16 protein-coding genes are annotated in these 20,969 nt (G+C 68.4%); 2 read left to right on the top strand and 14 right to left on the bottom strand.

All coding sequences use genetic code 11. From position 1 onward, the window contains the following. The first annotated feature begins 9 nt into the window (after window positions 1–9). Window positions 10–1,350 carry an amidohydrolase family protein gene (locus IZR01_RS12955; protein ID WP_194923950.1) on the top strand — a complete coding sequence of 447 codons (1,341 nt, stop codon included), beginning with the start codon at window positions 10–12 and terminating at the stop codon, window positions 1,348–1,350. A gap of 554 nt (window positions 1,351–1,904) precedes the next feature. Here IZR01_RS12955 and IZR01_RS12950 read toward each other — a convergent pair. From IZR01_RS12950 to IZR01_RS12890, 13 genes are all read right to left on the bottom strand, one after another. Then, the gene (locus IZR01_RS12950) at window positions 1,905–2,333 is read right to left on the bottom strand and encodes an aminoacyl-tRNA deacylase (protein WP_194891563.1); all 429 of its coding nucleotides are present in this window, start codon (window positions 2,331–2,333) and stop codon (window positions 1,905–1,907) included. 129 nt (window positions 2,334–2,462) lie between these two features. Next, window positions 2,463–3,686, bottom strand: a complete 1,224-nt coding sequence (locus tag IZR01_RS12945; RefSeq protein WP_194923949.1) for an ATP-grasp domain-containing protein — start codon at window positions 3,684–3,686, stop codon at window positions 2,463–2,465. Continuing rightward, window positions 3,686–4,948: an ATP-grasp domain-containing protein gene (locus IZR01_RS12940; RefSeq protein ID WP_194923948.1), complete on the bottom strand. Its 1,263-nt coding sequence runs from the start codon at window positions 4,946–4,948 to the stop codon at window positions 3,686–3,688. The genes IZR01_RS12945 and IZR01_RS12940 overlap by 1 nt, the downstream gene beginning before the upstream one ends. 57 nt (window positions 4,949–5,005) lie before the next feature. Further along, entirely contained in the window at window positions 5,006–6,106 is a 1,101-nt protein-coding gene (locus IZR01_RS12935) for a cupin domain-containing protein (RefSeq protein WP_194923947.1), read from the bottom strand. 55 nt (window positions 6,107–6,161) lie between these two features. Then, entirely contained in the window at window positions 6,162–7,436 is a 1,275-nt protein-coding gene (locus IZR01_RS12930) for an MFS transporter (protein WP_194891567.1), read from the bottom strand. Further along, window positions 7,433–8,668 carry a pyridoxal phosphate-dependent aminotransferase gene (locus tag IZR01_RS12925; RefSeq protein WP_194923946.1) on the bottom strand — a complete coding sequence of 412 codons (1,236 nt, stop codon included), beginning with the start codon at window positions 8,666–8,668 and terminating at the stop codon, window positions 7,433–7,435. Before IZR01_RS12925 ends, IZR01_RS12930 begins: the two co-directional genes overlap by 4 nt. Then, window positions 8,665–9,534 carry a class I SAM-dependent methyltransferase gene (locus tag IZR01_RS12920; protein WP_194923945.1) on the bottom strand — a complete coding sequence of 290 codons (870 nt, stop codon included), beginning with the start codon at window positions 9,532–9,534 and terminating at the stop codon, window positions 8,665–8,667. Before IZR01_RS12920 ends, IZR01_RS12925 begins: the two co-directional genes overlap by 4 nt. 27 nt (window positions 9,535–9,561) lie before the next feature. Then, window positions 9,562–10,605 carry an adenine nucleotide alpha hydrolase family protein gene (locus IZR01_RS12915; protein WP_194923944.1) on the bottom strand — a complete coding sequence of 348 codons (1,044 nt, stop codon included), beginning with the start codon at window positions 10,603–10,605 and terminating at the stop codon, window positions 9,562–9,564. Next, the gene (locus tag IZR01_RS12910) at window positions 10,602–11,621 is read right to left on the bottom strand and encodes a S66 peptidase family protein (protein WP_194923943.1); all 1,020 of its coding nucleotides are present in this window, start codon (window positions 11,619–11,621) and stop codon (window positions 10,602–10,604) included. Before IZR01_RS12910 ends, IZR01_RS12915 begins: the two co-directional genes overlap by 4 nt. Further along, window positions 11,618–13,120 carry a methionine--tRNA ligase gene (locus IZR01_RS12905; protein ID WP_194923942.1) on the bottom strand — a complete coding sequence of 501 codons (1,503 nt, stop codon included), beginning with the start codon at window positions 13,118–13,120 and terminating at the stop codon, window positions 11,618–11,620. Before IZR01_RS12905 ends, IZR01_RS12910 begins: the two co-directional genes overlap by 4 nt. Before the next feature lies 1 nt (window position 13,121). After that, the gene (locus tag IZR01_RS12900) at window positions 13,122–14,366 is read right to left on the bottom strand and encodes a hypothetical protein (protein ID WP_194923941.1); all 1,245 of its coding nucleotides are present in this window, start codon (window positions 14,364–14,366) and stop codon (window positions 13,122–13,124) included. 3 nt (window positions 14,367–14,369) lie between these two features. After that, a complete protein-coding gene (locus IZR01_RS12895; RefSeq protein WP_194923940.1) occupies window positions 14,370–14,855 on the bottom strand; it encodes a hypothetical protein in 486 nt (161 codons plus the stop codon). A gap of 64 nt (window positions 14,856–14,919) precedes the next feature. Further along, window positions 14,920–15,996 carry an amino acid--tRNA ligase-related protein gene (locus IZR01_RS12890; RefSeq protein ID WP_194923939.1) on the bottom strand — a complete coding sequence of 359 codons (1,077 nt, stop codon included), beginning with the start codon at window positions 15,994–15,996 and terminating at the stop codon, window positions 14,920–14,922. Window positions 15,997–16,516: 520 nt separating this feature from the next. Between IZR01_RS12890 and IZR01_RS12885 the strand changes: the two genes are divergently transcribed. Next, the gene (locus tag IZR01_RS12885; protein ID WP_194923938.1) at window positions 16,517–19,804 is read left to right on the top strand and encodes an AfsR/SARP family transcriptional regulator; all 3,288 of its coding nucleotides are present in this window, start codon (window positions 16,517–16,519) and stop codon (window positions 19,802–19,804) included. Window positions 19,805–19,828: 24 nt separating this feature from the next. Here the strand turns inward: IZR01_RS12885 and IZR01_RS12880 are convergent, their stop codons facing one another. After that, window positions 19,829–20,836, bottom strand: a complete 1,008-nt coding sequence (locus IZR01_RS12880) for an MDR/zinc-dependent alcohol dehydrogenase-like family protein (RefSeq protein ID WP_194923937.1) — start codon at window positions 20,834–20,836, stop codon at window positions 19,829–19,831. Window positions 20,837–20,969: the final 133 nt, after the last annotated feature.

The following is a 20,969-nucleotide window of genomic DNA, read 5'->3' as shown; positions in this document are numbered from 1 at the left end:
ACCGCACACGTGCCAACGTCGCGCCAACAGGAACAACTAGACAAGATCAACGCCACGACCGGCGACAATAACCGCAGGATCCTGCTATCCGGGGCACACGTCATCACGATGGACGCGCAGGGCGAGTTCGTTGGAGACGTCCTCATCGCCGGAGACCGAATCGAGGCGCTCGGTCCAGGTCTCGCGGCGCGGGTGGACGGCAATGCCATCGTTGTCGACGTCGCCGGATCGGTCGTCATCCCCGGACTCGTGGACTCCCATATTCACGCTTGGCAGGGCCAGCTACGCGGCATGGCCCCTGATGCGACGTTCGCGGACTACATGGCCCTGACCCACGGCAAGGTCGGGAAGGCCTACCGGCCACAGGACATGGCCATCGCCGAGCGCCTGACCGCGGCACAGGCCCTCAACGCCGGGACCACGACGATCGTCGACAACAGCCACAACTCGCGCAGTGCGGAACACTCCGACGCGGCGATCGAGGCGTTGCGTGGATCCGGCATACGTGCCGTGTACGCGGCGGGGCCGGCGCAGGAGGGTGATCATCAGCATCAGCTCCCCGCCGATGTCCTGAGGCTGCGCGACACCTATTCCTGCGCCGACGGACTCATCACCATCCGGCTGATGGACAGCTGGCCGACGCTCGAGAGTTGGGCATTCGCGGCCGAGCACGACATCGACGTGTCGTCGGAAATCGGCGGGTGGATCACCGATTCGGAAGCCCTCCTCACCTCGGGCCTATTGCGCCCGGGACACACCCTCAACCACTGCTCGGGGCTGTCCGACAAGTCTTGGGCCGCGATCGCGGACAGCGGCGCCGCGGTGAACGTCGTCCCCCGGTCCGATTCGAACCTCGGGCTCGGCGCCTTCATCCCGATCCTCGCAGTGAATCGGCGGGGCGTCCAAGAGGGCATCAGCTCGGACAACGAAATGTGCTACGCGCACGACCTTTTCACCGAGATGCGCGTGTTGCAGACGGTGCAGCGGGGTCTGAGCTTTGGCGAAATGTACTCCGGCGCGGCGGACTCCCCAGCCCCCTACGAGGCCTTGGACGCGCTCAGGGCGGCGACAGTCGGCGGCGCGCTGAACGCGGCGCTCTCCGATCAAATCGGCACGCTGGCGGCCGGCAAGAAAGCCGACCTCGTTGTCCTCTCGCTCGACCGGGTGAACACCCGCATCTCCGGCTCCGCGGTCGGCTCGGTGGTGAACTTTGCCGGAATCGCAAATGTCGACGCGGTGTTCGTCAACGGGGCGGTCGCCAAATGGGGCGGCGATCTCGTGGGGCTGGACTACGAAAGTCTCGCGCGGGCAGGCGAGGCCTCGAAGGAGTATCTGCTGGCGAACTCCTAGATGATTGATTCCTGGGGGTTCCGGAATACGGGACCGCAGCTGACATGTGAACTTGCGAAACGGCTTAGGACAAGGCCCTGCTGGCCGCGGCAGCGAAACACCGCGCGTCACGGACGGCCGCCCTCAGCCCTGGTTGGCTTCGGGTGGCCGGCCGGGGCGGCCAGGCGCCGCTGATCAGATGTTTCTCGCCGGTACCCCCAGGAATCAATCATCCAGCGGCGGTGCGGCCCGACAAGTTCCGTTCTGGCCGAACACAGATTGGATTCACATCACTGAAAAAATGACTGAAAGGCAACCGGCGCCAGGGTGGGTCGCCTCATCGAGGTTAGCAGCATCCTGCGATGTGGGCGGCATCCCGCGAGCCCTGCTCGTCGTGTATCAATGCACTGGGGCTCGCCTGGTAGCCGCGGCTGTTCCCAGTTACGCCGACTGGGACACCGGGTCGGCGCGGGCACGATCCGCAGAATCTTGCGCTCGCACCGAGTCCCGCCGCCACCGGTGTCCCGGATCGCCTCGTCGACGTCGTCGGCGGTTTCGCCGGAACGCGCCGCGCCTCATTCGATTCTTCGAAATTGCCCGGTGGACGACGTTTCAGCTCGGCACAGAAGAATGGGATCGAACACGATGTAGCTGCTCAGCGTGCCATTGTTGGTTGACACCCAGGTCAGGGTGAGCAGGTCGGCGTCTATGAGATGGGGAAGCCTCCACAGGTTCGGCAAGAAGGGTGAGACGGCGCCGGGCCGCGCCCCGAGGGAGGCAGTCTCGCCGGGAGTGGCGAGTCGCGCCTGTTCGGATTTCAGGAAACGCTTCACCCGGCGTAGGGAAAGGAATTCGCTACCCGAGAGGTGAACTATCGCAAAGCTTTCGTCTACCTTCAGAATGAGTGATTTCAGCTCATGCCGAAGAGGGAATCCTTTGGCGTCTGCGGCCTCCCGACAGCTCACTACTTCAGAGGGGAGTTCGAAGACCCGCAGCCAGGTCATAGGCGAGACGGTATCGGCAGTCACCTGCGACCGCATCATTAGGTTGGCACTCATTATGAGCAGACCTCCTTCGAGTGTTGTTCATGTATCCGCCGCCGGAGTCAGGGCCGCACGAAACCGCTGGTCACCTCACAGGATCTGGTAGTCCATCACCGAAAGGGCGGCGGAGGCGTGCTTTCGCAGCTCCTCCTCGTCATGTCCGGTCACCATGACCGCGGCGAAGAAGTTCTCCTTGGCGACAGATGTGACGCGGTAGCCGTCGATGATGTAGGCATCTACAACACCGTCGACCGCCAGCAGGTCTGCGACGGTCGTCCGGCAGCGGACGATGCCTGGCGCGTCAGCCTCGACGGGAACGATGGCGACGGGGGCACCGAGCCGGCTATGCCCGGTGTCCGGCGCGGACCCGATGGCCAGGTCCAGAGCGGCCTCGACCGGATCGACGCCGGTGCGGTGCCGGATCGCGGCGGGGTAGAGACCGCCCCCGGGCCGTGGATTGATCTCGATGAGCCCGGCCCGCTCCCGATCGGCCATCCGCCCTTCGATGTGCAGCCACACCCCGTCCAGGCTCAGCTGAGACACCAGGATCTGGAGTTCCCCCACGAATCGGGCGATGGAATCGGCCGGCACACCGGCCGGCGGGGATATCCGCAGCCCCCGGTCGTGCAACCGGTCCGAGTCGTGATCGGGCTTGTCCGCGACGAAGACACTGACGAATTCGCCGTCGCGCACATATCCGTCGACGGAGAACTCCCGTCCTGTCAGATACTCCTCGACGAGGAACCGATCCGAGCCGCGCACATCCCGCAACCGCGCCATGACCTGGTCGAACTCGTCTCGGGAGCGCACGAGGTGGACGTCGCGCGAAGCGCCGCCGCCCACAGCCGGCTTGACCACGACCGGATACCGCGACGGGGGCGCAGCCCTGAGTTCCGCGATCGAGCCGTCGGTCCAACGCAGCGGGAAGACGCGGGCGGCATCGGCGGCTCGGCGGACGGCGGCCTTGTCCATGAGCCAGGCCAGACCGCTGCTGGGATCTGCCAGGCCGAAGTGGTCCAGGAGCGCGGCGCGACGAAGGATCAGCGACTCCACCATGTTGACTATCGCGGCCGGCCGAATGCCGGCCTGCGCCACTGTCGCGGTGACGTCCTCGTCGGAGGCGTTCCAGTCGACGACGACGTGGTCGTCGCACCGCACGGCATTGGGGTCGTCATCCATCTCGGAGACCAGGACGACCCGCCAACCCCGCCGCCGCAGCGCCGCGCTGAGGCGGGCGACGCCCCCGGCGAGTTCGGCGGAGAGCAGCAACGCCGTACGCGGGTGGGAGCACATTGTCTGAGTGGGAGGACCCATCACGACTCCACGGGGACGGTGCGCACACTGAGGCGCTGTGCGACCTCCCGGACCAGGGCGTCGAGCGCTGTCGGGCTGTCGGCACCGATGTAGGCGAACACCACCCACTCCGACGGGTGACGCATGGCGAGGACATCGCCGAGCGCGGGCCAGACCTGGGCCTGGAACACCCCGGGAATGGCCATGACGTCCGCGACGGTGGGGATCCGAACGACGCGGCCGGGGACTTCCGGCCGCAGATGGACCACGCCGATGTAGGGCGCCACCGGTCGCGGCGGCCCGGTTCTGCCCTCGATCGCCAGATCGGCGAGCACCGTCCAGATACTTCTGCCCAGTCCCTGGCTGATGAGGCCGGAAACCCAGCCGCCGCCGACCCGCGTGGCGATCTCAGAGAAGACGATCCGCCCGTCCGCCTGCCGGAACACCTCCAGGTGGATCATTGTCCCGGTCACCCCGAGCGCGCCCATGACCCGGGCGGTGAGCGCCTCCAACTCGGCGTACAACTCGGCGTGGTCTGTGGAGGAGAGCAGCTCTCCCCCGTCCAGGGGGCACTCACCGCGCTGGACCGCCAGGCGGGGTGCGAAGTAGCGGGAGACGAACAGGAAGTGGGGCCCGTCCGCACCCCAGTAGGCGTCGACGTGCAGCTCCTCGCCGTCCACGAAGGACTCGACGGTGAGCTGCCGCGAGGCCAGCACGGGTTCGTAGGGGAAGGACCGGCACAGTTCGCGGAACTCCGCCGCGCCGTCTACCCGGAGCGTGCTCATCGTCCCGAATCCGGCGGCGGGCTTCACCACGACGGGGAAGTCGAGCCGGCCGGCCAGCGCCGCCACAGCGATCTCGTCCTTCGGATCCGGCAGCGAATAGAAGTCCGCTGTCGGCACGCCGGCCGCGGCCACCAGCCGCTTCATCAGCCTCTTGTCACGGCCGGCGACCGAGGCGAGGACCGGTGGCCCGACGCCGAGCAGGTCCGCGAGATAGCCGGCGCCCAGTTGTGAGAACTCGGCGAAGCTCACGACCCGGGACACCTCAGGGTCCTGCATCAGAATCGACACCGCCACGGTTGCCAGCTCTTCGAGGGCGTTGAACGTGCTCACCCGTTGCACCGTGGCGGCCTTGGCCAGCAGGACATCGTCGATCGCGGCATGCGCGATGTCGTAGTCGTCGAGGACGACATGCACCCGGGTCCGCTCAAGGAGCTCCCGGCCGAGTTCTGGCTGCCACTTGCACAATACGACCGACCCTTCGTTTTTGACTGCGGTCACTTGTCGCTCCATTCGTGGAATTCCGGGCGGATGCCGGCGTCCGGCCTGCCGGGGCCGCTATACGTTCATGAAGGCGTAGGAACTGCCGCACTCGAAGATCTCGCCCAGCCGCAGGTGGTCGGCGTCTCCTCGCAGGTAGCGGGCCATGGCTTCGAGCATGGCGTCCCATTCCTGCAGGGTCAGGGACTTCGCCCGGCTGGTGAGCTCGGGATTGCCGCGATGAAAATCCGCCATCGACGGCACCATGTAGGACTTCGGGACCTGGACCGTCTCGGCGCGCAGGAAGAAGGTGATCGCCGGACGGTCGACGGCGGCGGCCCGGTCCACCTCGACGTCGTGGATCATGTCCGGCGGCATGAAGTAGCTCTGCCCCTGCTTCAACAAGAGGCGATCCTCGGTCGTCCGCAGGCGGCTGCGCACATACTCCTGATGAGGCGGCCAGACTCCGTCGACGCGCTCAAGTTCGACGTCCTGATAGCGATCGGCGGACCCGGCCGGAGCCGGCGCCACGGCTTCCTCGTAGATCGACTGCCGCATCTCCCCGACGGAAACGTAGGAGACGAACGAGAACGGGTGCGAATGCGGCGGTTCGACGATCGCGTTCGGCTCGAACCGCTTGACCGACTCGAAACCCCGCGCCTCCGGGTTCGGCTGCCAGACGTGAATGCTGGCAACCCACTCCGCGAGCGCGGAGCCCATCATCTCCTCGACGCCGTCGCCCGCGGGCGACGTGCTCGGGAGCGGGTCCATCTCCGAGGCCAGCAGCAGCGACTGGCCGGACCAGCCATAGATGCAGTGTGCGCGGCTGGCCCGGGACCGCTCCGTGATCTCGTGATCCGACGGCCGCGCAGACCGGAGCGAGGCCCGCATCAGCTCCAGGAAGGCTGCGAGTCTGTCGGCCTGGCCCAGCGTGCGGACGAAGGCGTTCATGCGCTCTACCCGGGCCGCGCCCTCCGGCGTGTGCCGGATCTGCTCAAGCAGTTCCTGGAGCTGCTTGAGCGCCTCGGTCGCATCGGTCCTGCCCTGCTCAGCTCCGGCCAGGATGTCGGTGATCGCCTCCGGGATGCCGTCGTCCCGGCATTCCGATGACAGTGCGTCCCGCGAGTCGAGCAGCGTGAGCTGATCGTGGTTCTCGAAGTCGAACCATGCGATGGTCATGAATTTCAGCCTTTCCGATGGGGTTACAGGTCTCGGTCGTAAGCCGAGGGAACTTCTAGGTCGTCAAGGGCGCGGTCCGCTCCTGGATCCGGCCGAGTGCCGTCGCAGAGGCCGCACACGCGGCGATGAGGACGATCCACGGCCACTGGCGGCCCTCGGACAGCAGCCAGGTCAGCACCGCGGGGGCGATGGCGCTGCCCAGGCTCCAGGAGAGGTAGAACACGCCGAGGTGGCGGCCCCGCGCCCCGACCGGGGCGAGCTGTGCGGCCAGGGCGCCCACGGTCGGGCCGTACAGCATTTCCGCGAGCGTCAGCGAGGCGACCGCTCCAAGCAGACCGAAGGCGGCTCCCCACCAGGGCACCACGCTGAGTATCCACAGGCACAGGAAGCCCAGGCTCCAGGCCGCCGCGGCCGCCTGGACCACGCGTACCTCGGGGAACCTCTGGACCCGGCGAGTCAGTGCGGCCTGGGCCGCGACCACGATCACGGTGTTGCCCGCGATCGCCACGCCGCCGAGAAAGACCCAGTGTCCGAGGACAGCGGTCAGGTAGGTGGTCAGCAGGACCGGGAGCACGTTCATGCACACGACCAGGCCGAGTCCGGCCAGGCTCAGAAGCCGCAGGCGGCGGTCGCGCAACACCGAGCCGTAGCCGGGCTCCTCCTGCGCCGCCGACGGGGTGCCCGGCGGCGGTCCCGCCGATGTCCCGGCGCCGGGCAGCCGGCCCAGGAGCGCCGCCGCCGCCAGGTAGCTGGCAGCGTTGACGCCCGCGAGCAGCAGGTAGGCGGTGTGACTGCCGAGGACTACAAGCGAGGTCCCGGCGAGCACCCCCACGCCGTAGCCCGCGTTGCGGGCGGCCGATTGCCGTGCGAGCCAAACGGCCCGCTGCCCGGGCTCGGCCATGGTGGCGATGAGCGCGGTGCCGGCGGTCCGCACCGTGGCCTGGCCGAGGGCGGCGACGAAGGCGACCAGTACCAGTTCCCAGGCGGATCCGACCCACAGGTAGGCGATGAACGCGGCCGCGCCGAGCAGGTCGCCCCCCACCACGAACGGCAGGGAGCCTCTGCGGTCGACCAGCGAACCGGTCAGCATCGACGCGGGCAGCGCCAGCAGGCTGGCCGCTGTCAGGCACCCTCCGACGTCGGACAGCGGCAGGCCGACGACGTGCACGAAGTACAGGACGCTGAAGGGCATGAACATGCCGGTCCCGATGCCGTCGGCCAGGACCGCGGCACCCAGCCGAGCCGGAAAGACCGCCGGCGGCCCGGCGCCCCGGCCCGACCCGGCCGACCGCCCCTTTGCCTCGACGCTCATGTTTGCCTCGACGCTCATGCCGGCCACAGCCCCGCTGCGGACAGGCGATCTCTGGCGTCCTCGAGCGTGGCGAGCGCGGGCCCCAGGTAGAGCCGGACGTAGCCGGTGGACCCGGCGTCACCGACCCGGGCGAGCGGCCACGCATCGGACAGCAGGACACCGCACTCGACCGCCGCGCGCCGCAGGTACTCCTCGACCGTGAGGCCCGGCGGCGCCGGGCAGAGCAGGTACGGTGCCGCCGGGCCGGCGATCGTCCGCCGGCGTACCGACGGTGGCAGCCAGCTCAGGACGGCCGACCGCTTCAACGTCGTCGCAGCCTGCTGTTCGGTGAGGTAGGCGGCCACTTCCGCGCGATCGGCCAGCCATCGCGCCAATGCCCACTGAAGGTGAATGGCGTAGTTGAACGTGTGCTGCGGCCGCACCTCGTTGACCAGATCGTCCAGCGGGTCCGGTTCGGCTATCACCGCGCCGAGCCCCCAGCCGTTGCAGCGGAACTGTTTGCCGAACGACCGCACGCCCAGCCATGGCACCGGGGACGGCCGGCCGCCGAGCCGGCGGAGCAGGATCTCCAGTGCCGACGTCGCCGGCTGGGCGCACATCCCGAAGTAGGCATCGTCGACGAGGATCGCGGCACCGCGCTCGATCGCGACGTCGATCAGCGCGGTGACCAGGCTCGGCGCCCAGTTGGCGCCGGTCGGGTTGTGCTGCGCGTTGATCACGACGAGGGCGAGGTCGTCGACCGCGGCCGCGGCCGCCTCGACCTCGGCCACGCTCGGCCCCGCGGGCTCGGCCGGGTCGAACGGGACGTAGGCCGGGCTGAACCCCATCGGCTCGAAGACGCCCGCGTAGTCCCAGGCGGGGGCGACCGCCAGCATCGTCCCGCGGCGCAGCCCGACCCCGAAGTCGCGCATCGCGCTGCGGGTGCCGGTCCAGCTCACGGCCAGTTCCCAGGACTGGTCGGGGGGAAGGCGCTGGGTGTCGGCCACGTAGTCCCGCAGGGTCTGGCGCAGCTCCGGCAGGCCGTACATCGAGATCTGATAGCCGTGCGACCAGTCGGGCACCTCGCGCAGGGCCGCGAGCAGCCCGGTGGGCGTCTGGCCCCAGGATTCCCCCAGGCTCAGCATGATCGGCTCGCCCGCGGAGGACCCCGAGTCCAGGTACCTAGCCAGCCACGTCATGTCGCGCAGCCGGTTGGGCGTGACGGTGTCGTCGACGAGCCGCTCCAGCGGCGAGATCAACCGGGTGGTCACGCGGCGCCCCGGGCGGCCGGGCGGGTGGTGTGCAGCACCGGTTCCGGATTCGGGTGGCCGGAACGGAACAGCAGGATCGAGTAGCCGCAGTAGGACAGGTTCTCGTCGAACAGCTCGTAGAAGTGGGCCAGCCGGTTACGCAGCGCCGCCAGCTTGTCGGCGGGCAGGTCGCGCAGGTGCGGCCCGCTCATCACGGCGGCCGTGTAGTCGGCGATGCGCTCAGGGCTCTGCCTGACGTACTCGTAGGACTCGTCGGCGATCAGGCTCACCCCGGGCCGGGAGAACATGTCCGCCCAGTAGTCCCGGCTCGTCACCGGGAGCGGGACGCCGATGGCCTCCTCGACCCGGACGCGCAGCGACTCCGGCGGCGTACGGAGGTAGTAGATCGGCACCGAGGCCAGGACTCCGAGCGGGGCCAGGACCCGGTAGTACTCGTTGATCGCCTTGGCGTGGTCGTCCATGAACGACGTGACATTGCTACAGAACACCAGGTCGAAGTGGTCGTCCGGGAAGGGCATGCCCTGACCGTCGCCGAGCACGAATGTCGCGTTGTCGATTCCGTAGGCGGCGGCCTTGGCCGTGGCGAAGACGTTGGACACCGGGTTGACGTCCAGTCCGGTCACCGGGGCGTCGAGCCAGCTCGCCATCTCGATGGTGGTGAATCCGGTGTTGCTGCCCACCTCGAGCACCGGACGCCCCGGGCGGACGGGGGCGAGTTCGAGGACGCGGCGGACGGTGGCGCCGCCGCCGGAGGGCATGTTCGGCTCGTTGGTCAGAGCCACGACACGGGAGAAGTCCAAGGTCTGTATCTCGGCCGCGGAAAGCCGGCTGATCGCGTCGGCCGGGGCCGACAGGACGTCATGCATGAAACGCTCCTAGGAGTCGGGGCGGAGTCAGGAAACGGAGAGCGGGGACCGGATGCCGAGTTCGACGGCGACCGCGCCCACCGCTGAGCTGCGGAGGTTGACGTTGCTCAGCTTGTGCAGGGCCTCGTCGCGGGCCATGGCGCCGATGCGGACGTGGTGGGCCATCTCGTAGACGTAGGGGTGGTAGCCGTACTTGCGGATGTGATCGATGATCAGCAGGCCGTTGAGCCGGCAGTTGGTCGAGCAGGAGTCGGTGTCCTTGGGAGCCACCCAGCCGTGGCTCTCCAGTACCGCGAGGGCTCCGGCCTCGGTGTAGTCGATGGCGTAGAGCGGGTTGACCAGGCCGCGCGGCAACTCGCCGGAGTCCCTGGTCCAGGTGTCGAGGTCGGCGGACAATTCCGGCGCCGTGGACCGGACCGGGTCGATGTTGCGCTCGATGACCTCGCGCAGGAACCCGGCGGAGACGAACGCGGCGTTGGTGAGCTGACCCGGAGTCCACCCGCCGGCCAGCAGCGGGACCCCGTAGGAGGCGGCGGTGCGCATGCCGGCGGCGAACACCATGCCGATGCACGATCCACACGCCGCTGTCGAATACTTCACGGTCTCCGGCCCGAACGCGCTGGTCAGGGCCGAGCGGTAGACGCCGTGCATGACGCGCCGCCGCGGCCGCACGATGATGTGGTCGGCGCCGACGCTGTCCAGCACCGAGCGCATGTTGGCCGCGGTCACCTGGGCCAGGAACCCGTTGTCGAGAGTGAGCGCGAGCACCCGCAGGCCGTGCTCCTTGACCAGTTGGATCAGGGCGAGGGAGCTGTCCTTGCCCCCGCTGTAGAGCAACACGACGTCGTAGTCGCCGGGTGCGGCGTGCGGTCGGCTGCCGGTGAGAACGGCCTCGACCTCCGCCCGGGAATGATCGACCCGATCGGTCTCGGCCCGGCAGTACGCGCAGACACCGGCGCCGTCGAAGTCGGCATCGGGAAAGTTCTCCGGGAGAACGCAGCGCCGGCAGAGGCGATGGTCGGTGTGCACGACGATGGTGCCGTCGTCGTCGGCGAATTGTGCACCACTCATGAAATATTCCTCGCGGTAGGGATGGTGGCCGGTTCCAGCAGGGTGAGAAGACGGTCGGTGGCGTCCAGCCGGGCACGGGTGCCGACCGGAAGTGTGAGCATGGGCTCGGTGTGGCCGAAGTCGACGTCGACGAGCACGGGAAGGTCGCGGTCGCCGAGCACGGTTTGCAGGACCCGGTCGTAGTCGGCCGACCCGCCCGCGGCCGCCCGCGGCCCGCTGAAGCGGCCGATCACGAGCCCGGCGATCCGGTCCAGCAGACCGCTGTCAGCCCACTGGGTCAGGTACGCCCACACCTGGTCCGGTCCCGTGCCGCTGAATTCCAGGCAGAGCAGCGCCCCGTCGACCTCGGGCAGGTAGGGGGTACCGAAGAGGTGGGCCGCGGTGTTGGCACAGCCCGGCAACAGCCAGCCTTCGGCGGTGCCCGGTCGCAGACAGCGCCAGGCGCCGTCCTGAGTGACACGTCGGCGGGTGTCCTCGCGGTCCCACCACAGGGTCTCGTCCGTCCAGGCTTCCGGCTCCGGAAGCGGCCGCGGTCCCGGAGCCGGACTCAGCGCCCGCGACAGGCCCGCCAAGGTGTACGGCCAGGGGCCGCCCCACTCCCCCCACTCGGAGATCAGCATCGGCCCGTGGAAGGACACCAGCTCAGCGCGGGCGAGGGTGGACCAGAGCATCGAGGTGGCGTCGCTGTAGCCGATGATCGGCCGGGCGGCCTCCCGGACGAGGTTCCAGTCGATGTGCCGCAGGACAGCCGAGCAGGTGTAGCCGCCGGTGGTGCAGAGCACGGCGCCGACCCGCTCGTCCACGAGCAGTTTGTGCAGGTCGTCCGCGACCTTGGCGGGGTCGGCGGCGCCCATGCCGTCGTTCGTCGCCGTCGACTCCGTGGTCACCACCGGCCGGTCGAAGGCGGCCAGCGCGCGCCGGTGGCGACGGGGGAACAGGGCGGGCCCGGGGGACGCGGGCGTCCAGAGGCCGATCGCGGCATCGGGTTCGAGCGCGCATGGCAGTTGTCTGGTCACCAGGTGAGCTCCAGCCTCGGGAACAGATGCGGTCGGGCCTGAACGCGGGCGCCGGCGATATCCGTGCGGTCGCGCAGTCCGAGCGCGTCGGTCATCCGGTCGGACGCGCCGGGCAGGATCGGCGCCAGTTGCCCGCCGATCGTGCGGAGCACGTCGATGAGCGTGTGCAGCGCGGTGTCGAGCGCGCCGGGCTCGGCCTCGGCCCAGGGGGCTCGCCGGCTGAGGTAGGCGCTGACGGCGCGCACGAGTTCTCGCAGCCGGCGGACGGCGGCCCGGTGGTCGAAGCGGTCAAGGGCCTGCTCGCACGCGGCCGACAACCGCTTGGCGTCCGCGAGCAGGGCGTGTTCCAGCGGGCCGGCCGCAGCGGTGGGGCCGGGCACCACGCCGCCGCGGTAGCGGTGGACCATCGCGGTCACCCGTTCCACCAGGTTGCCGAGCCCGCCCGCCAGGTCGGTGTTGTAGCGGGCGACGAGCCGCTGCTCGGTGAAGTCGGCGTCCGCCCATGGGGAGAACTCGGCCAGCATCAGGTAGCGCAGGGCCTCGGCCCCGTAGCGGCCGATCAGGTCGAACGGGTCGATCACGTTGCCCAGCGTTTTGCTGAGTTTCTGCCCCGACAGCAGCACGTGGCCGTGCACCACGAGGTCGGTCGGCAGCGGCAGCCCGGCCGACATCAGCATCGCCGGCCAGTACACCGCGTGGAAGCGGCTGACGTCCTTGCCGAGCACATGGATGCGGCGGCGGGCGCGGACCCAGTAGCGCTCGTACTCCGGGTCGCCATCGGCCCAGCCGAGCGCGTTGACGTAGTTGGTCAGCGCGTCGATCCAGACGTACATGACCTGACTGTCGTCGCCGGGTACGGGAATGCCCCAGCCGTGGACCCGGTCGGTCGACCTGGAGATGCTGATGTCAGACAGGCCGCCGCGGATCAGGCCGAGCATCTCGTTGCGCCGCGACGGCGGCCAGATCCGGATCCGGTCGTCGGCCACCGCGGCCCCGAGATCCGTGGCGTATCTGCTGAGCCGAAAGAACCAGTTGCGCTCCCGGGTCGCGGTCGGCCTGACCTTGTGGACGGGGCAGCGGCCGCGGACCAGGTCGTCGGGCGCGAGGAAGGCCTCACAGCCGACGCAGTAGTCGCCCGTGTAGTCGCGCGAATATATGTCGCCCTGGTCCGCCATCCGCCGCCACAGTTCCTGCGCACCGGCCCGGTGCCGCGGGTCGGTACTGGTCCGCACGAACCGGTCCACGGTCAGGGGCAACGTCCGGGCCAGCCGGGCGAACTCAGCCGAATTCCGCTGCGCCATCGCCGCCGAGGTCTGCCCGGAGGCGGCGGCGGACTGGACGATCTTCAGCCCGTTCTCGTCGGTACCGCTGGAGACGAAGACGGCGTCGTGCCGGGACAGGTGGCGGGCGAACGCGTCCGCCTGCACGAACTCGAAGGCGTGTCCCAGATGCGGTCCGGCGTTGGCGTAGGGAATAGTCGTCGACAGGAATGTGGCCATCTCAGTAGAACCGCCCCTCGTCGCTGATGAACAGTCGCTCCCCGGCGGTGCTGCCACAGGACTCACAGGTGACAGCCGCCTTGGGCACCAGCACGCCGAACACGGCCAGACCCTCGCCGCGGGCACAGTCGCCGCACATGGACCGCAGGTGGGCGCCCTGAGCCATCCCCGCGTCGAATACCCGCCGGGCACGGGCGAACAGCCGGGCGTCGGACTGTGCGAGCAGCGCGCGGACCTCATCCGGTTCGGGCAGTTCACGACGGGCGTCGCGCCGCAACGGCAGGCGGGTGCCGGCCGACACCGAGCCGCGGCCGGGCCCGACGCCGATGACGAGCGGCACACCGCGCCGATGCCAGGTCCGCTCCGCGCTGATCCGGCGGGCCGGGCGGCCGGCGATCGCGAGATCGCAGCGCAGACCGCCGGCCCGCAGCCGCGCCACCCACTCGGTCACGTCGTCGGCCGCGGCCGCGGTGATACCGACCTGGATCGGCGCCACCGTGCTGGGCAGCGCCAGTCCGCGCGCATCAGCGTGCAGCATCGCGGCGGTGGCCAGGACCTTGCCGGTGAAGCCGACGTCGAGCACGTCGCCGTCGCTGCCCAGCGCGGTCCGCAGCTTGTCGCTGAGCACGTAGACAGTGGCCAGGACGGTCGGCCGTTTGTTCGGCAGCACCGCCACCACCAGGTACGTCAGCTTGCCGTAGTCGGACAGCACCGGGGTCTGGACGGTGAGCGACGGAATCCCGATGGCGGCCAGGAACCGTTCGCACGCTGCCGCGTAGGACGCCAGGAGCGCCGACGCGTCAGCGGGCGCCACGATGCGGTTCAGCTCGACGACGGGCCAGATGCTGCGGTCGCGGAACAGCGGAGGCGTCTTGCCGGGGGCGTCCCTGATCACCGTGCCTACCGAGACCACCGGGCCGCGCCGGCCCTCCCGACGCAGGCGGGCAACGGTCGTGACGATGTTGTCCGACCGGAACTGGCCATCAGGATGACCGGGCAGGTCGAGCACGTTGTAGACGTTGTCGTAGCTGCCGAAGACCCGGTCGGCGGCCTTGGCGTCGGCCAGGAAGCCGTGCTGCCACACCGCCGGCCTGCCGTGACCGGCGACCGCGGTCATGAACTCTTCCACCAGCAGATCCACGGCGCGGATGCCCGCATTGCGCCACAGCGGAATGCCCTTGATCTCCGGCGAACGGGCGATGAACCCGGCCGCCTGCAGGTCCAGCACGTAAGGAAGTGTCGTCACCGCTCACACCCCCGCGGGCGCTGGGTCGATGGCCGCGCACAATCGCAACTCCCGCCGGTACCGGCCCGAAGCGATGGTGCTGTCCGTCGGCGCGGCAGGCAGTAGTCCGGTGATGGCCGAACGCAGCCCGATCAGGTCGGCGTCGTCCCGCAGGACCTGCACGAGCAGCAGTTCGGCGATCTCCCGGCCGTTGTACAGCCCCCACCCGAACGAGTACCAGCCGCCCGTCGACGCTCGCCGGGACGGGTCGACCAGGTCGAATTCGGTCCCGAAGGCGCGCAGGTACCATTTCCCGTCGTCCACGCTGGTCCGCACGGTCACCGGGTAGCGCATCCGCCTGGCGTTGGGCACCGGGACCGCGGGCAGGGCGAGCAGCCGCTCGAGTCCCAGGTCATCGAGCCCTGACAGCACCGCGCGCGCGGCATCGCTGTGCGCCGGCACCGGTTTCACCTCGTCATCCCCGTTGTAGGGCTTCTCGATGTGGCGCACCTGTGGAGAGCACACAGGTGAGTGATCGGACATGTAGATCACGGGTTCTTCTCTCCGCTCCGGCTTAGGGGACGGTGATCTGGCCGTTGTAGCGCTCGACCAGTTGCAGGTCCCTGATGTCCGAGCGGCGCAACACCCACATGAGGAAGCGCTCGACGCCCATGCCGAAGCCGCTGGTGTGCAACGGGCGGTGGTCCTTCATGTCGACGTACCACTGGTAGTCGGACTCGGGCACCGAATGAGCGCGCAGCGCCGTGCGCACGTCCGAGGCCAGCGTGTGCCGCTCGCCGCAACCGATCACCTCCCCGGGCCCGAGCAGCAGGTCGGCATTGAGCGCCTGCTCGCCGGTGGCGTCCAGGCCCTGGTAGAAGGGCACCGAAAGCTGGTCGTGGTGGGTCAGCCAAACGCCGGGACCGTACAGCTCGATGAGGCGTCGCTCGCCGGCCCGCGTGATCGTGCGCCAGCCCTCGTGGGTCTGGAAGCACGTCGGGTCACCGTCGAGAGCGTGCAAGGCCTCTGCGAAGGTCATGCGCGTGGTGGTGGAGGCGAGGAACTGCTCGATGTGATCCGTGCCGCCGGCCGACTCGGCGACCTCGGCGGACAGGTGCTCCAGCACGGCGGCGGCCAGGTGGCGGATGTATTCGTCGGCCACCGCGATCACCTCGTCGAGGCCGCCGGGGATCTCGGCCTCGCTGTGGAAGAACTGGCTCAGGTGGGTGGCGTCAGCCTGCTCACCCCGGAAGCTGGGCATGACGTAATAGCAACCGTCGCCGGTCAAGCGGCATCCGTACTCCAGCATGAACTGCATGGAGTCGGCGAGATAGGTGGGCACCCCGAACATGTCGATCTTCACGGGCAACGAGTCGCTACCGAGCCCCATCGGAGAGGAGATCGAGCCGGTGGTGATGGGCAGATGCAGCGTCCGGACCTGTCGCGCGCGCCAGAACAGCGCCGTCTCGTAACTCACCAGATCCTGCAGGCCGACCAGACAGGAATACAGCGGGTCGTTCAGAATCGCGAGGTAGCGCTGGGCCGGATCCGTTTCACGGCGTTGTGTCGACGGAGCGGGGTTCGCCAGCTTGATCGGCGCCGCCGGGGTCACCTGCTCGATCCGCTCCGGAACGTGTGTTTTCGAGATCATGAGGGTCAGCTTGGCGACGGTGGTTACTATTCCGACTCCGTACCGGTCCCGCGCTTCGTTGCCCGGTGGGAATGCAACGGGAAGAGCGCTTGCCGGTGGCCCGCCTGTGCATCACCGGGCGGCCGGTGTTCGAGGGCTGACGAAGGCTCCGCGGCCCGACTCCTCGGCCACGGCAATCGATCGGCTGCGGTTTCCTGAGCCGGGGCTCAACAACGATGAGCCATCGCAAGGCGGTTGAGCAGCACCGACCATAGTTCGCAGCGAATATTCCTACCTTTAGGGATGTCGCCACGCCGGAGAAACACCGATAGTCTTGCCATGATCCCCGGTCGGTTTACCTCGGTTGCGCCGCTTCTGATGTCATTGGCACCAACGAGGCCACGTCTTGGCGCCCCCTGGCAGCCGACGAAGAACTCCGCTGTCGATGTTCTCCCCTTGTTATGAGTTGCGCCAGTCGAACGTGATCCGTGGGGATCCCATGGTCTGGCAGTTGTAACTCAGGGACCTGACGCCTTGGGCCGTGGCCGCGGGATTCGACGGTGAAGTGAGTCGACGCCCGTCGTCACGGCCCCTTTCGCCGTGTCCGGCTTCGCAGCTGTTCGCCGTCGGCAGACGGCGACTCAGAGTCCTCTCCAAGCAATGTCCCGTTCCCCATGCTTATTTGACTCCCGAAAACAATCGATGCCGCCTCACCCTGAGGCGAGGCCAGCTGAACTCGAGGGGCAGGATGACGGCAGGTGACGGCCCCGGAGAGTTGGCCTTCAACATTCTCGGCTCGTTCGAGTGTCTGTTCCGCGGGGCGGACATACCGTTGCGGGGGCCGCTTCAGGAGCGGCTTGCCGTATACCTTCTGCTCAACCACGAGCGGGTCGTACCGGTCTCCCGGCTGGTCGAGACGATCTGGGACGACGGCGGCCCGGACACGGCGCACCATCAAGTCCGCAAGATGGTCTCCGACCTGCGCGGACGCGTCCCCGCGCTGGCCGCGAAGCTGACCACCGCCGGCCCCGGCTACCGGCTGACGCTCGGCTCTACCCGGCTGGACCTGGTCGAGTTCCACGCGGAGTTGCAGCAGGCCCGGGAGCCGGCCGGCCGGCCGGACGAGCCCGCTTCGAGCGACCCGGCCCTGTTTCATCTCGACCGGGCGCTCCGGCTGTGGCGCGGGCCACTGCTCGCCGGCGACGGCGGGCTGGTCATCGCGGCGGCGAGCACGGCCCTTGAGGAACTCCGGGTCTCAGCCCTCGAAAAGTACTACGAGCTGCAACTCGGGGCCGGGTTCGGGCGGCTGAACAGTCTGGTCGGTGAACTGCGCAACAGCGTGGCGGACTACCCCCTGCGTGAGCGGCTCCGAGAACAGTTGATGCTCGCCCTCTACTTCAGCGGCAGCCGCGCTGAAGCACTCGACGAGTACCACAGCATCCGTCGACTGCTCGGCGAAACCTACGGGGTCGATCCGGGACCCAGCCTCGCCTCTCTCTACCAACGCATCCTGCTCGATGATCCTCAGGCCGCCCAGACACCGACGATGTCCGCGGGCGGACACGACTCCGCCGTCCCGCCGTCGATGCAGCCCGCGCTCGCCGCACAGGCGCCCAACACAATGCCTTACGTGTTACCGGATTTCGCTGGACGCACCGAGGCTCTTCAGAAGATATATTCCATGTCCGGCGCCGGCGACACGGTTCAGCCCCTGGTCCAGGTGTTGGTGATCGAGGGAATGGGAGGCAGCGGTAAGTCCACGTTGGCGATTCACGCCGCACACCGCCTCCGTGGAAATTATCAGGGCGGTGAGATCTACATCGATTTCAAGAGCTACACCCCGGGTGCCGATCCCCTCGACGCGCACACCGCGCTGGGCCTGGCTCTGAGCGCCCTGGGAATCCCGGAGAAGAACATTCCGGACAGTCAGGCCGCGCGTACGGCCGCCTGGCGCACGGCCACCTCGTCCGCCCCGTTGCTGGTGCTGATCGACAACGCCGCTCTGAGCCAGGACGTGGCGGCTCTCATCCCCAACTGTCCGGGCAGCCTGGTGCTCGTCACCAGCCGCGATCGGATCTCCGGACTTGATGGCGCCTCCAGCATCCGGCTCGACGTGTTCGAGCCCACCGAGAGCATCGAGTTGCTCGAACGGGTCCTCGGGCGCGACCGGGTCGCCGCGGAGCCGGCAGCGGCCGCGGAGCTCGCCCGATTATGCGGGAATCTGCCCCTGGCTCTGCGCATAAGCGCGGCCCGGCTGGTGAACCGGGAGCACCGCTCGATCGCGTGGCTGACCCAGCGACTCGCGGACGAGACCCGCAGGCTCGACACGCTGAGCACCGGCGAGCGCAGCGTCACCGCGAGCATCCGCAGCTCCGACCAAGCCCTGAAGCCCGAGTATCGCAGGGCTCTGCGTCTGCTCAGTCTGTACCCCGGAGGAAGCCTCGGGGTGCCCGCGGCCTGCGCACTGCTCGGCCGTAGCGAGGTCGAGACCGAGGCGGTCCTGGAGCTCCTGCTCGACCGCCATCTGCTCGAAGTGCTTCCCGGCGGCCGCTTCGGCATCCACGACCTCGTGCGCGCATACGCCATCCAATACATGGACGTGGACGGAGTCTCGGACACTGAACAGATAGACCAAGCCACGGAGTCGCTGCTGTCCTACTTCTCGGTGGCCTCGGGCCAGGCGTCCGATATCGCTTTTCCCGGCAGGAACCGCTACCAGGAACGAGCCCCGGTATACACCGGTCCCGCGCCGGCTCCGGCCGACCAAGCCGCGGCCATCGCCTGGTTCGATACCGAATACAGAAATGCGCACCCCCTTATGCGGACCGCGTCGGAACGTGGACTGCACGCGCACGTCGCGCACATCTCCCGCAACCTCGCGCACTACCTGCACATTCGAGACCATGGAACCCTGCTCCTGAGATCGGCCAAGCTCGCCGAGGAAGCCTGCCGGGCGCTGGGAAGCCTGCCGCTGTTGAGCAATGCACTGGTCAACCTGGCCATAGCGCTGTGGAACAACGGCCAGGCGGAGGAGGGAACGGTGTTGCTGGCCGAGGCACTCACGCTCGCGGAGCAATGCGACGACCGGCTCGGCCAGGCGGTATGCCTCGGCAGGCTCGGAGCCTTCCAGCACACCCTCGGCGACAACGAGTCCGCGGCCGCTCATCTGCACCGTGCGATCGCTCTGTCGGCCGAACTCGGCCGGGTTCGAGAAGAGATCGCGGCGCGCATCAGCCTGAGCAGCACGCTCCTGGCTCTCGCCTCCTTCGAAGGGGCGATATCGCAGGCGACGCGCGCCGCCGAACTGTGCGTCGCCGACCGGCAGAGCGAACCTCAGATCATGGCGCTGGCGAACCTCGGCAAAGCGCTCGTGCGCTGCGGTCGTGCCAAAGAGGCCGTGTCCGTACTCGCCAAGGCCCGCGGCCTCACAGGAACGCAACGCGAGGTGACGCCTCGAACCGCTCTTGTCCTGGCGAATCTCGCGGAGGCGTACATGGAGATCGGGCAGGCCGCGACTGCCGCACTGTACGCGGAACAGGCCGGCACCGCGGTAGCCGAGGGTAAGTCTGCTCCGGCGCTACGGACCGATGCGCTCAACACGCTGGGCCGGGTTTACCGCCATCTGGGCGAGACGCGCACGGCTGTCGAATGTCACACCACGGCACGAAACCTCGCCCATAACAGCAGATACGCGCTTGGTGAGGCCGCGGCGCTGATCGGCCTGGCAGAATGCTGCGACGAGCACGGCTTGGAGCGAACGTACCGCGCCGCCGCGGACGCGATCTTCGAACGGTACCGCGTTTCGGCGGCCGTGCGAGACGCACGATGACAGCGACAGCTTGCCGAGTGCGCGTCATGGGTCGGTGATCTGGTAGGCGTCGGTTGTGTGGGGTGAGCCGTTGGCGGTGTCGGCTAGTTCTTTGGGGAGGTCGGTGAAGCGGCGAGGGGCTGCGGGCTCTACGGCGAGTCGTTCTGCTGTGAGTTCGGGTGTCAGTAGTGCTTCTACTTGGTCTCGTAGGTGTTGGAAGTGGGAGGCTCGGTAGCCGATGACGCGGATGCCGCGTCGGAGGACTGCTGTGAGGCCGGCGGTGGGTATGTGGCCGTCGGTTGTGGCGTGGGCGGGTACTCCGGTGTCTGCGGTCCAGGCGACTCGGCCGCGTTCGGCCATGGCGCCGAGGATGTCGACGAATAGGTCTGGTGCGGCGCCGAGGATTGCGGCGTGTATGCCGCGTGGTGCGGCGGCGAGTAGTTGTTCGGTGAGGTCCGTGGATCGGTGGTCGATGACGGTGTCGAAGTTTCCGATGGGTTGGCGGGGGTCGCCGGTGTCGTGGCAGCCGATGATTTTGGCGGCTCCGCGTAGTTTTGCCAGTGCTGATGCGGCGGCGCCGAATGAGCCGGCGGCGGGTGCGATGAGTACGGTTTCTCCGGCTCTGACGTCGGCGAGTTCCCAGACGCCGGCGCATGCCAGGAGTCCGGGCTGGCCGAGGACGCCGAGGTAGGCCTGGGGTGGGATGTGTTCGTTGGTGGCGCACAGGTCGTATTGGCCGTGGCCCAGGGCTGTGTAGGTGCCCCAGCCGCCTTCGTGTCGGACGAGTGCGCCTTTGGGCAGGGTGGCGTCTCGTGTGGCGGCGACCAGGCCGACGGCTGGTCCGGCTTTGAGGGCGGTGCGTAGGGGCCAGGTGTGGATACGGCGGAGGGTGAGGTCGGGATCGGGTGTGAGGAATGTGTTCTGGATCAGGGCCATTCCGGGTCCGAGGCTCGGTACCTGGCTTTCCACCACGGCGAGGCTGTCGGGTTCCAGGGTGGCGGAGGGGTATCCGATGAGCCAGAGTTCGTGAGTTTCGGATTTTTCGGTGACCATGTGGTGTGTTTCCTAGGTTCAGGTCGCATACGGGTGTGGGTGTTCAGCGTCTTCGGGGCCTGGCGCTGTTGTGTGGGTCAGGAGGGGGGCGGGTCGTCTGAGGTAGTCGAGGCGATCACAATGTGGGTGGGTG

Source organism: Catenulispora pinisilvae, from assembly GCF_015356865.1.
Classification (GTDB): domain Bacteria; phylum Actinomycetota; class Actinomycetes; order Streptomycetales; family Catenulisporaceae; genus Catenulispora; species Catenulispora pinisilvae.
This window is presented reverse-complemented; position numbering and strand designations above follow the sequence as displayed.